The sequence below is a fragment of the Pedobacter sp. JY14-1 genome, assembly GCF_029269825.1.
In the GTDB taxonomy this organism is placed as follows: domain Bacteria; phylum Bacteroidota; class Bacteroidia; order Sphingobacteriales; family Sphingobacteriaceae; genus Pedobacter.
On record NZ_JARJHU010000008.1, the window covers coordinates 733,794 to 745,727 of the forward strand.

The 11,934-nt window shown below is 51.1% G+C and carries 14 protein-coding genes; 2 read left to right on the top strand and 12 right to left on the bottom strand.

Annotated features, from left to right (window positions below; translation table 11 throughout):
- Positions 1-35: 35 nt before the first annotated feature.
- The 6 genes from P2W84_RS16850 to P2W84_RS16875 all read right to left on the bottom strand — a co-directional run bounded on the left by P2W84_RS16850 (position 36) and on the right by P2W84_RS16875 (position 4,779).
- Positions 36-1,205, bottom strand: coding sequence for an FAD-dependent oxidoreductase (locus tag P2W84_RS16850; protein ID WP_276091327.1), 1,170 nt, complete (start codon positions 1,203-1,205; stop codon positions 36-38).
- A gap of 183 nt (positions 1,206-1,388) precedes the next feature.
- A complete protein-coding gene (ygiD, locus tag P2W84_RS16855) occupies positions 1,389-2,216 on the bottom strand; it encodes a 4,5-DOPA dioxygenase extradiol (RefSeq protein ID WP_276091328.1) in 828 nt (275 codons plus the stop codon).
- 6 nt (positions 2,217-2,222) lie between these two features.
- Complete coding sequence (locus tag P2W84_RS16860; RefSeq protein WP_276091329.1) at positions 2,223-2,795, bottom strand: YceI family protein; 573 nt, start codon at positions 2,793-2,795, stop codon at positions 2,223-2,225.
- Positions 2,796-2,864: 69 nt separating this feature from the next.
- The gene (locus P2W84_RS16865) at positions 2,865-3,704 is read right to left on the bottom strand and encodes a hypothetical protein (protein ID WP_276091330.1); all 840 of its coding nucleotides are present in this window, start codon (positions 3,702-3,704) and stop codon (positions 2,865-2,867) included.
- Positions 3,701-4,234 carry a heavy metal-associated domain-containing protein gene (locus tag P2W84_RS16870; protein ID WP_276091331.1) on the bottom strand — a complete coding sequence of 178 codons (534 nt, stop codon included), beginning with the start codon at positions 4,232-4,234 and terminating at the stop codon, positions 3,701-3,703. The genes P2W84_RS16865 and P2W84_RS16870 overlap by 4 nt, the downstream gene beginning before the upstream one ends.
- A 146-nt stretch (positions 4,235-4,380) precedes the next feature.
- The gene (locus P2W84_RS16875) at positions 4,381-4,779 is read right to left on the bottom strand and encodes a hypothetical protein (protein ID WP_276091332.1); all 399 of its coding nucleotides are present in this window, start codon (positions 4,777-4,779) and stop codon (positions 4,381-4,383) included.
- A gap of 107 nt (positions 4,780-4,886) precedes the next feature.
- Here P2W84_RS16875 and P2W84_RS16880 point away from each other — a divergent pair, with 107 nt between their 5' ends.
- Together P2W84_RS16880 and P2W84_RS16885 are read left to right on the top strand one after the other, a co-directional pair.
- Positions 4,887-5,636 carry a peptidylprolyl isomerase gene (locus P2W84_RS16880; protein WP_276091333.1) on the top strand — a complete coding sequence of 250 codons (750 nt, stop codon included), beginning with the start codon at positions 4,887-4,889 and terminating at the stop codon, positions 5,634-5,636.
- Positions 5,633-6,415, top strand: coding sequence for an exodeoxyribonuclease III (locus P2W84_RS16885; RefSeq protein WP_276091334.1), 783 nt, complete (start codon positions 5,633-5,635; stop codon positions 6,413-6,415). Before P2W84_RS16880 ends, P2W84_RS16885 begins: the two co-directional genes overlap by 4 nt.
- 21 nt (positions 6,416-6,436) lie before the next feature.
- Here the strand turns inward: P2W84_RS16885 and P2W84_RS16890 are convergent, their stop codons facing one another.
- The 6 genes from P2W84_RS16890 to lpxD form a co-directional block, all read right to left on the bottom strand.
- Positions 6,437-7,000 carry a 5-formyltetrahydrofolate cyclo-ligase gene (locus P2W84_RS16890; RefSeq protein ID WP_276091335.1) on the bottom strand — a complete coding sequence of 188 codons (564 nt, stop codon included), beginning with the start codon at positions 6,998-7,000 and terminating at the stop codon, positions 6,437-6,439.
- A 301-nt stretch (positions 7,001-7,301) separates the two neighbouring features.
- Positions 7,302-7,862 (bottom strand): elongation factor P, encoded by a 561-nt coding sequence (gene efp, locus P2W84_RS16895; protein WP_276091336.1) that lies wholly within the window; start codon positions 7,860-7,862, stop codon positions 7,302-7,304.
- Between the two features lie 95 nt (positions 7,863-7,957).
- On the bottom strand, positions 7,958-8,581 hold the full coding sequence (locus P2W84_RS16900) for an ABC transporter ATP-binding protein (RefSeq protein WP_276091337.1): 624 nt from the start codon (positions 8,579-8,581) through the stop codon (positions 7,958-7,960).
- Positions 8,582-8,589: 8 nt separating this feature from the next.
- Entirely contained in the window at positions 8,590-9,375 is a 786-nt protein-coding gene (lpxA, locus tag P2W84_RS16905; protein WP_276091338.1) for an acyl-ACP--UDP-N-acetylglucosamine O-acyltransferase, read from the bottom strand.
- Positions 9,372-10,784: a bifunctional UDP-3-O-[3-hydroxymyristoyl] N-acetylglucosamine deacetylase/3-hydroxyacyl-ACP dehydratase gene (locus P2W84_RS16910; RefSeq protein ID WP_276091339.1), complete on the bottom strand. Its 1,413-nt coding sequence runs from the start codon at positions 10,782-10,784 to the stop codon at positions 9,372-9,374. The genes lpxA and P2W84_RS16910 overlap by 4 nt, the downstream gene beginning before the upstream one ends.
- Positions 10,774-11,856 (bottom strand): UDP-3-O-(3-hydroxymyristoyl)glucosamine N-acyltransferase, encoded by a 1,083-nt coding sequence (gene lpxD, locus P2W84_RS16915; protein ID WP_276091340.1) that lies wholly within the window; start codon positions 11,854-11,856, stop codon positions 10,774-10,776. The genes P2W84_RS16910 and lpxD overlap by 11 nt, the downstream gene beginning before the upstream one ends.
- Positions 11,857-11,934: the final 78 nt, after the last annotated feature.

Here is an 11,934-nt window from a genome sequence, read left to right on the forward strand (position 1 = left end):
ATAGCCGAAGACAAACAAAATAGTTCTCGGTAATATCAGCGCAGCACCCTGCCGTTACGGTCTATATTGACATTGAAAGGCTTCAGATAATCATTGACCAGCACAGCAAACTCCCTCCTGGTCGCAGGCCTGGATGGTTCATATGGGGTGGTAAAACGGTAACTGGCGTTCCAGCGTTTCCTGACCTCATCTTCTGTATTCTTCAGTGCCTTATGGCCAACGGTACAAACCAGGCTCAATACAGATGCGAGGGTCATCTTCGCTTCTTTGTGATCATCAAACCAGAGCTGGGCCTTATAGAAATATTCCCGCAGTACAGGTTCAATCTCCGCCCGCATGACCAGTTGCTCCGGTCTGAACCAGGCTTGTCCGCCGCTAAGCTCTGCCTTCAGTATGCCCATGAGCCCGGTAAATTGTATGGCCTTCCAGTTACTGTCAATAGCACTGATGTCACTGAAAGGCACGAGGTTCAGCTTATAATTAATCAGCTCGCCCTGTACCGTTTTCAGACTGGCCACAGAGACCTTAGTTTTGAAAATTGCGGCATATGCGGCTATCGCGCCACCCGCCTGACCGGCGGCGAAGCTCTGCTGTTCCTGGTCCAGGGCAATCAGGTTTTCCTGTTGGGGGTTGAGTAAGGTGTACAGTGAAATGACATGGGCAGGGCTGCCGTTATAAAAATATCCCGAAGCAACGCTGGTCCTTGAACTGTTGTCCTGGTATCCGAAGGATTGCCAGAGCTGCGGGGAAACGGGAAGCGCCAGTGCCGAAGCCGCTCTTCCCGTACGATCGGCATTGACGAATATTTCAGCCCGGATCGTACGCCCGTCCTTCAGCTCCATTGACCACCCGCTACCTGACCGTTTCATCCTTTGCCATTCGACGCCCCGGATCACCGTAAGGTTTTTCAGGCTGTCCATCCAGGTCCTGAGCACTTCGTTGCTCACCGCATCGCTCATACTGAAATACGCGGTGCTGTCTTTCCTGCCTGAGGCCTTTCCTGCACGCTTCAAAAATTCAGCAGCAATCCCGGAGTGCTGATCTTTGTCAAATGGGGACAGTTTAAAGCCTTTCTCATTCACGACCAGTATCGTCTTTGCGCCAGATACCGCAGCCTGTATACTAGCGGCTACTGCATTACTGCCGTCACCGGTCACCAGCACCCCGGTCTTTACAGTTTGCGCAGTCAGCGTTCCAAGCGCCATCAGCCAAATAGATAGAACTAAAAATCCTCTTTTCATCAAATTATCTTAATATCAGGACACAGACGACCTTATCCAGATCAGGTTATTAAAAACATAAATATCCAGCAAAAGCTTGTATTTTCGTCGTAAATCTAACGAAAGCGCGCATATTTAACCATTTTTAACACGCTTCCGGCGGCAAGATCAGCCTATCCTGACAGAGGTCATGGTCAGGGAGCCTCCTACAGCCTTGTCATTAAAGATACTGACCGGTTCATCCGGAGTCTTCAACCCAAGCGTATACATCAGGGGCAGGTAATGTTCCGGCGTCGGGATAGCCAGCATAGCCTCTTTCCCCAGTCTCTGGTATTGTTGCAGGGGCTTGTGGTCATTGTTCAGGATCAGTTCCTTAAACCTGCCGCTGATGTCCAGGGCCCAGTCATAGCCTCCGCCATGGATCATGCCCCAGTTGAGCATCCTGAGGTTATGGACGATATTGCCGCTGCCAAGGATCAGCACCCCCTTCCTGCGGAGCAGGGCCAGCTCGGCAGCCAGCTCATAATGCGCCCTGGGGTCTTTTGTATAATCTATACTCAGTTGCAGCACGGGAATGTCCGCTTCCGGGTACATTCTGCGTACTACAGTCCAGGCTCCGTGGTCAAGTCCCCAGTCATGGTCAGGTACCACTTCGGTACTTTTTACAAGACCCGCTGTTTCCATCGCCAGGGACGGGAAACCCGGCGCAGGATATACCACATCAAAAAGCTCCTGAGGGAACCCGCCAAAATCATGGATGGTCTGAGGAAAGTCCATCGCCGTAATATAAGTGCCCCTGGTAAACCAGTGCGCAGAAACCACCAGCACCGCAGCCGGTACCGGTATCTCTTTGGCCATCTCTGCCCATCCACGGCTGAATTCGTTGTCTTCGATGCCGTTCATCGGCGAGCCATGCCCGATAAACAAAACCGGCATCACCTCCTCCCTCAGGGGAAGTGAGCCGGTAAATTGTTTAAATGCATTTACAGATGACATGCTCGTTTATTTTGCCTCCACAAACTCCAGGTTAAGGGTAATGGCAACATCTTTTGCCACTCCTGCACCGCTCTGATCAAAATTTACATGGTAATCTAACCTGTTGATGGTTGTTGTCGCAGTAAAGCCGGCTTTAGTCTTGCCCTGCTGCTGTGCAGTGCCGCCATAGACCACATTGAACTTCACATCTTTAGTCACGTCGCGGATAGTCAGTTTCCCGCTCAGCTCATAATTGCTGCCGCTCAGTTTTTTGAACCCGGTGCTTTCGAACTTCATTGACGGATAGGTCTCCGCGTTGAAGAAGTCATCGCTCTTCAGGTGCTTGTCGCGTTGCTCCACATCGGTAGAGATGCTGTTCACATCTACGGTAAAGGCAATCTTCGCATCGGTAAGGTCCGGTTTTGAAGCGACGACACTGCCGTCAAACTTTTTGAATGACCCATTTACAAAGGAGATGCCCATGTGCTTTACGGAAAAGCTCACGAAAGAGTGCATCGGATCGACAACCCATTTGGTCTGTGCAAATGAAGACACGCTAACGGCAAGGGCGATCAGGAATAAAAATATCTTTTTCATCATTTATGAATTTTTGGATAAGCAAAGATAACGTAAGGCCTGCCTGCTGCACCTTGATCTATGTTAAGAAATCTATTGCAGCACATTGAAGAAATTGAACTCCACCCTGGCGAGATACATGTTGCGGGTATACCGGCCCGGCAGATTACCGGCGACCTCAAACCTGTAACCCAGATCAACCCTTGTCCGGCTGTTCAGGACCAGTTGTAAAGCAGGGGCCAGGTCGAGGTAAGACCTGCCGTCTGAAGGGTTTGTCTTGCCCAGCACCTCAAAGTAAAGGTTGAGATTTGGCTGCTTGTAGTCGCGGTATACAAAGGGCAGCAGGAGGTATCCCGAAGAAAGGCTGTAGCCCAGCATTTCCCGGGGCTCCGGCATGCCCTGCAATTGCTTGTCCGGGTCGCGGAAAGACCGCATGTAGCTCAGTGTACCAGAAAGCGCAAGTTTATGCAGCAATTGGGTAAAGATCAGACCGCCCTGCACCCCGCTGTTGTCGCCCTCCAGGTTAATGTCCTGCGTATAAGTCGGCCTTTTGCTGGTACTTACCCGCGCAAATACCGAAGCCCTGGAATGGGTTTTAAGGCCATCAAGCGACAGAAAGCGGTATTTCGCATATAAGCTCCCGCCTTCCAGCCGGTAACGTCCGTCCATATCCGACAGGAAAGCCTGCCCGTGTGCCATCAGGTTCTTACTGAACCCAAACATGACTTCAGGAACAGTCCGGCTGACAAATTCCGGACGGAACAGTCCTTCATTCGTTAACCTCAAACCAATGGACTTAGCCGGCATGTTACTGGCAGGCTCCGTAAATACATACAGCTCCTGCGCGGCTGCGATTCCGGGCATTAGCATCAATACGGCAAAAAAACTTAACCGCGCGCGCAGGCTGCGCCTGCCAGTTGCTGTCTGCCTCATATCGACAAATGATAGATCCGCGTTTTCTTTCCATTGACCTCACCGTAACCGCTGGCATAAGCGGGTGATTTCAGCCTGGCTGCATACTGTTTGAAGGCCTGGGGAGAGATGAAGTTCCTGTCAATAATGGTCGCCCTGATCTCGCCGTTCAGCGTTCTTTCACTCGCATTGGCAAACTTGTAGACCGTACCTCCGTCTGTTGCCTGACCTTGCGCATCGACCTTCAGATTGCTGAAACTGAACATTGCACTCAGGTTTCCCACGGAAAAGCCGGCGTCCTGAACCTTTTTACGGATCTGGTCAACATTTATCGGCCTGCCTTTTTTAAAGCTGATCATAAAGATGTTTTTATTAAGGTCGGGTTTAATGGATTCTACAAAATCCAGTGACCGCAGCGATTTCTCTGTGGCCTGTGAACACATAGAACAGGTCAGCCCGGTTACCTGTAGTTCAGCGGTGGAGATCTGCTGGGCAGAAGCGCCTGCAGCTCCGGATAGGAGTATAATGATAAATAATCTGATCGTTTTCATGTTTGTATGTATGGTGTTGATGTTCAGTTTTCGACAAGTACACAGCAACTGCCGGTACCCGTCCCCGAACTAAAAAATAATAGGGTGCTACCTGACCGGAGGCTGCGATGCCCCCGGAATCCGGCCGAATGTGAGGTGTCCGGATCCTAATTTCTGAAAACGCAGTTGAAGAGGTGCAGGGGCACTATCGCCGCACGGGGCGGAGCCTTATTTCCCCGGGCTACCTGTACGAAAGCCGCATTCAGGGAGTTGAAGACTGTACTTACAGGTACAAGAAATAACTGTATGCCGAAATCTGAAGGGAGCTTCACCTTAAAGCCTGCCTGGTGGCTGTCCTTTACCTTAAGCTCGAAACCGGTTGTTTTACAGCAGTCCCGGCCAGAAGCGATCTTGCGTTCATTTTTACAAACTTTGCATTCCGCAGGTGCGTTGAGTTTTACCGAGGACAGCTTCCCGCCGCAATAATGCAAATTCAGCGCCAGCCCGATCACGGTGACCAGGTAAAAAAGGCTAAGGCCGAATGCTGTTCTCTGACGGATCTTCATTTATTCCTGTATGTACTCAGTCAGTACATTTGCAAATGTAGCAAAATATCAGGAAGCGCTATACAACCCGTGTTAGCACCGCGTAAAAAATAACTAACTTCGCAAATGTGAAAAAGAAGTTATTTACGCTGCTTGGCTGTCTGCTTTTCTCTTGTGCCTTCGCGGCAAAGCCAAAGCATCAGTACGTAAAAATCAAGACCAGCCTTGGAGAATGCATTGTCATGCTCTATAATGAAACGCCCCTGCATCGCGACAACTTCGTGCGTCTGGTTAAGAAAAAGGTACTTGAAGGCACCTTATTTCATCGTGTCATCCAGAATTTCATGATCCAGGGCGGAGATCCTGATTCCAAAAAAGCCGCACCCGATATCCTGCTTGGGAATGGCAGTGTTGGCTACACCGTTCCAGCCGAGTTCCGGGACAGCCTTTTCCATAAAAAAGGGGCTCTTGCCGCCGCAAGGGACGACAACCCCGAGAAAGCCTCCAGCGGCAGCCAGTTCTACCTGGTACAGGGCAAGGTATTCACCGACGAACAACTGGATGCGCTGCAGCAGAACCGGCCGGGACTGGTCATCCCCCGATGGCAGCGCGAAGTCTACAAAACTTTGGGCGGCGCCCCTCATCTGGACCGCAATTACACGGTATTTGGTGAAATCGTATCGGGCCTGGATATGGTAGACCGCATCGCCGCACAGGAAAAAGATGGAAATTACCGTCCACGGCAAGACATCAACATGAGCGTAAGCCTGCTGAAACGCCGGGAAGCACGCAAACTTGAAAAGCAGCTGCAGCTGCAAAACCCGCAGCACCCTGAAAACAGATACTCCCTGCTGAACCAACTAAACCGCAAATTATGAAGATCATATCCTACAATGTAAACGGCATCCGTTCCGCCGCTACCAAGAACTTTTTCGGCTGGCTCCAGGCCGTAGACGCGGATATGGTATGTCTCCAGGAAGTCAAAGCCCTTCCGGCCCAGATCCCGGACATCCTCACGCTGGCCGACCAGCTCGGCTACCACCACTACTGGTTCCCGGCAGAGAAAAAAGGCTATAGCGGTGTCGCCATATTCACCAGGATCAAGCCTGATCACGTTGAATATGGCTGCGGCGAAGAATGGATCGACAGGGAGGGGCGCATCATCCGTGCGGACTTTGGCCACTTCTCGCTCATGAGCCTTTATATGCCTTCAGGCTCCAGCGGCGATGAACGCCAGGTAAAAAAGTATGAGTTCATGCGCTTTTTTGACCAGTACATCCGGGAGCTGCGCAAGACCGTTCCCAACCTGATCATCTCGGGAGACTACAACATCTGTCATACAGAGATCGACATCCATAATCCGAAATCCAATGCCAATTCCTCCGGCTTCCTGCCGGAAGAACGGGAATGGATGGGCCTGTTCATTAACAATGGTTTTATCGACACCTTCCGGCACTTCAATAAAGATCCGCACCATTACACCTGGTGGAGCTTCAGGGCCAATTCAAGAGCCAAGAACCTGGGCTGGCGCATCGACTATCACCTGGCTACTGAACCCATGCTCAAGCGGCTCAAAAGCGTCACTATTTTACCGGATGCCGTCCACTCCGATCACTGCCCGGTATTGTTAGAACTGCAGGACACACAGACCATTTAAGACAAGGGAAAGGCTCCTTTTTCAGGAAAACTCATAGATACGCTCCGGCGTAATGCAGATATCCAGTCTCACATCATCCTGGTGTACGTCATCGATCAGCTCAACCGGCCCGAAAAAAGAAAGGCCGACCTTCCTGGTCTGCATTGCCCCCAAAAAACGGTCATAAAACCCCTTGCCATATCCCACACGGTATCCCCTGAGGTCAAACGCCAAAAGCGGCACCAACACCACATCTATATCCCCGGTATGCCATTCCCGCGCCGGTGGTTCCAGAATATTGTACAAATTCTTCACCAGCTCTTCCCGCCCGCGATAAACATGGTGCGTCATCAAAGCGGTATCAAAATCTGCCCTCGGCACGATGACCTTCACCTCCGGCCACTCCCTTTCCAGCCACTCAATAAAAAGAAAAGTATCCGGCTCCCGCTGCTCCAGGATCGGCAGAAACAGATGCACTGCCCGCACGCCTTCGAAATTCAGTCGCTTAAACTGTTCCAGCAACATCTTACTGTAAACCTCCGCCTGATGCTCCGACAACGCCTTACGCGCCCGCAGCGACTGCTTCCTAAGTTCTGCCTTAGTCATTCTTTCCGCATTTATTCCAGCCAAAAATACAAAAATCACCACCCAATCTCCGCGCTCCCAACATCACCCGATCCCCCCGTTTCCGAAACCATCAATTTTACGCCCCGTTCTGCGCCTCAGGGGCGAAAGCAATGTTGCGCTGAAGCGGCATAGGGATGTTGCAAGCGCAGCGCCGCAACAATTCCAGCCGCTGAGGCGCACATTGCTTTCCAGCCCGAAAAAAACCGCGCAAAAAAAATGGCTTCGGGAACCACTCCGAAGCCACAATCAACCTAAACCTAAAACTAAACTATGAAAATTCTTATTTTACTCTCTCCATGTAATCACCGGTCCTGGTATCCACCCTTACCTTGTCACCCTGATTGATGAACATAGGTACCCTGATCTCTACCCCGGTCTCTACGGTCGCGTACTTCATTGCATTAGTGGAAGTATCGCCTTTAACGGCAGGCTCTGTATAAGTGATCTCCAGTTCCACATGCGAAGGTGTCTGCGCCATGATCGGCTCATCACTCTCAAAGGCCACGATCACATTCATACCTTCCTTCAGGAACCTTACTCCTTTTCCAAACAACAACTTAGGAATCGTATACTGCTCAAAAGTGTTGTTATCCATCACCACAAGCCCGTCACCATCTTCATACAAATATTGGTAGTCATTGGTCTCTACCCGGCAGATCTCTACTTCCTCGTCTACACGGAACCTGTATTCCACCAGTTTCCCGGTCTTTACGTTCCTCATTTTTGATTGGTAGAAAGCGCGCAGGTTACCAGGAGTACGGTGAATAAATTCCTCAACCTGTACCAGATCTCCGTTGAAACGGAGGATGTTACCACTTTTTACGTCTGATGCTTTTGCCATTTTTTTTCTGAAATTCAGCCTCTGCTACCGGCTTTTTTTCGTGCCGCAAAGGTAGAGACTATTTTTAAATTAAACAATAGATATTTTGAAAATTTTTATTTGCCCGTTTTGTAATCTGTAATGTACAGGGAATGCCTGCAAAAAGTATATTCTTCTTCCTGGTTAGACCCCACCACAACCAGCCTTCCTTCGGAAAACCGGCCCATCAGGTCATGGTACCACCTCAGGCCCTGCCTGTCCAGGTTAGATGTCGGTTCATCCAGTAACAACAAGTCTGAATCCGAACAACATGCCAGCGCCAGTTTCACCCTTTGCTTCATTCCCGAGGAAAAATATTTCAATGCCTTATCCTTCGCCCCCGAAAGCCCCAGCAATTCCATCACCGATCCGGCGTCCAGCCCGGCAACGAAACCCTTAAAACTAAAATGAAAATTGATCGTTTCCCGCAGCGTGAACTCCTCGATCAGGTCAAGATAAGGAGCGGCAAAGCTCAAATGCTTATACACCTGGTCCACCTCCACCTGGCTGCCGGAAACATACGAAACCCTGCCCTCGGAAGGGGACAATGCCCCCATCAGCAGGCTCAGCAAGGTAGACTTGCCCGAACCATTCGGTCCCAGCACAGCGTAGCTTTCGCCGCTGCTGAACACATAATCCATACCCCGGAAAATCCATTCCTGATTAAACCTGCGGCCTGCATTCTCGAGCGTAATGGTCATCTGAAAGATCAGCTACCCATGCCGAAGCCCTTCATGACACCCCGGTTGGAATTACGGATAAAATCCACAATCTCGTCCCTGATCTCCGTCGGCTTAAACTCGGCCTCGATCATGTCCAGCGCCTTAGTCACATTGTTGTGCTTTACGAACAACACCCTGTAAATTTCCTGGATCTCGTTGATCTTCTCCGAAGAAAACCCCCTGCGCCTCAGGCCCACCGAGTTGATACCCGCATAGGAAAGCGGTTCTCTGGCAGCTTTTACATACGGTGGCACATCCTTTCGCACCAGCGAGCCGCCGGTTACGAACGCATGTGCCCCCACCTTCACAAACTGATGGATCGCTACCAGGCCTGCCAGCACGACGTAGTTACCGATCGTAATATGGCCTGCCAGCGTCGTACTATTGGAAAAAATACAATAGTCTCCCACCTCACAGTCATGTGCAATATGCGAATAGGCCTGGATCAGGCAGTTACTTCCGATCACCGTCTTCCATTTGTCCTTCGTTCCCCTGTTGATCGTGACACACTCGCGGATCGTCGTATTGTCGCCGATCTCCGCTGTCGTTACTTCTCCGGCAAACTTCAGGTCCTGGGGGATGCCGGAGATCACCGATCCCGGAAATACCCGGCAGTTCTTGCCGATACGGGCCCCGTCCATGATCACCACGTTTGAACCGATCCAGGTTCCTTCCCCGATCACCACATCTTTATGGATTACCGCAAAAGGTTCAATGACTACATTGTCCGCAATCTTAGCCTGCGGATGTATATACGCTAAAGGTTGTATCATGCTATCGGTTCGCTATCTTTTACTTTTATAATCTGCGCCATCATCTCGGCTTCCACCACCACCTTGCCGGCCACCATGCCCACACCTTTCATCTGCGCGATCCCGCGTCTGATCGGCTCCATCAGGTCGCAGCGGAACACGATCGTATCGCCCGGCGCCACCTGAGCCCTGAAACGCACATTGTCAATCTTCAGGAACAGCGTCAGGTAATTCTTCGGATCAGGTACCGTACTCAGCACCAGGATACCTCCGGTCTGCGCCATTGCCTCAATCTGGATCACGCCCGGAAACACCGGCTGCCCAGGAAAATGTCCCTTGAAGAACTCCTCGTTCATCGTCACGTTCTTTACGCCAACTACATGGGTCTTGGAAAGTTCAAGCACTTTGTCGACAAACAGGAACGGCTGCCGGTGCGGCAGTATGTCCATAATCTGCACGGTATCGTACAGAGGTTTCACTGAGGGATCATATACATGCTGCACCTTCTTGTTCTTCTCCTTCTTCATCGCCGCCTTGATCTTCTTGGCGAAAGCCACATTTGCGGCATGTCCCGGACGGGCTGCCATGATATGCCCCTTCAGGTGCACACCCACCAGCGCCAGATCACCGATCATGTCCAGCAGCTTATGCCGCGCCGGCTCATTCTGGTAACGCAGCTCCATATTGTTCAGTATGCCCTGCGGAGCCACTTCCATCGCCTTGCGGTTAAAGATCAGCGCCAGGTGGTCCAGCTCGTCCTTAGTCACCTCTTTGTCCACGATCACGATCGCATTATTCAGGTCGCCGCCTTTGATCAGGTTGTTCTGCAGCTGGTATTCCAGCTCATGCAGAAAGCAGAACGTACGGCAGGAAGCAATTTCCTTTTTGAATTCACCGATGCTTGAAATACCCGCGTGCTGGCTGCCCAGTACCGGCGAATTATAATCGATCATGCAGGTAAAGCGGTAGTCATCCAGCGGCATCGCCACAATCTCCACCTTCCTGTCGGGTTCGGTATAAGTAATGTTATGGGGAATCGCAAAATACTCGCGGTCAGCGTCCTGCAACTGCACGCCCACGTTTTCCAGCGCATCAATAAACTGGATGGCACTACCGTCCATGATCGGCGTTTCGGGGCCGTCCAGCTTCATCAGCACATTGTCAAGGTCCATGCCGACCAGCGAAGCCATGACATGTTCGACCGTGCTTACGCTGGCGCCGTTCTGGGTGATTGTTGTTCCTCTTGCCGTATCCGTTACATTATCACAGTCCGCATCGATCACCGGCTGCCCGGGAAGATCCGTACGCTGGAACTTAAAACCATGGTTCTCCGGGGCCGGACAAAAGGTCAGCGTTACGTTCACGCCGGTATGGAGTCCGACACCTGTAACAGAGACCTCGTTTCTTATCGTTTTTTGCTTAACGTTCATTATTTTGTGTTGTACTGTTGTGTTCGATTAATGACCTGAGTTCAGCAAGCCTGGTCTCCAGCATACCGATGCGCTTCTCTACCGCGGGCAGCTGCCGGAAGATCACAGAAGCCCTCATCCAGTCGCGCAGGGGCTGCGCCGGGCTGCCGTGCCACTGCTTGTTTTCCTCAGCAATGCTGAAATTGATGCCGGCCTGGGCGCCGATCTGCGTCCTGCGTGCCAGGGAAAGATGGCCTGCAATACCGACCTGCCCCCCCACCACAGATTTCTCCCCGAGCTTCGTACTGCCGGAAATGCCCGACTGTGCGGCCACTACGCTGTGTTCGCCCACATCTACGTTGTGTGCGATCTGGATCAGGTTATCCAGCTTTACTCCCCGCCGGATAAATGTAGAGCCCATCGTAGCCCGGTCGATCGTCGTATTCGCCCCGATCTCCACATCATCCTCGATCACCACGTTCCCGATCTGTGCGATCTTCGAATAAGTACCATCAGGCTGAGGCGCAAAGCCAAAGCCATCGCTTCCGATCACCGTATTTGAATGCAGCACCACCCGGTCGCCGATCACACACTTGTTGTAAACCTTCACTCCAGGGAAAAGTATACAGTCCGATCCGACCGTTGTTCCTGCACCCAGATATACCTGCGCCTCAATCTTTGTATTGTCACCGATCTCCACATCCTCCGCGATGTAGGAAAAAGCGGCGACGTAAACATTCCTGCCTATCTTGGCCGAAGGATGGATAAAACTCGGCTGTTCGATCCCCGACCGGGCACCCGCCATATTCACCGCCTCATTGTATTTTTCCAGCAATAATGAGAAAGCACTATAGGGATCTGCTACCCTGATCAGCGTGCTCTGCACCGGTTGGGAAGGCACGAAATCCTGACCTACAATGACCACAGAAGCCTTCGTCGAGTATAAAAAACCCTCATATTTAGGATTGGACAGAAAACAGAGCGAGCCCTCCTTACCATCTTCTATCTTCGAAAGTTCACCGACCTTGACGCCCGCATCACCTTCGACAGAACCATTTATAAATTCGCTTATCTGCTTGGCAGTAAATTGCATTCTACAAAGTTAAATGTTAAATTGATATGAACAAATAAACCTCCTTAGGCCCGTTTTTATCCGTTTGCAGTAATGGTT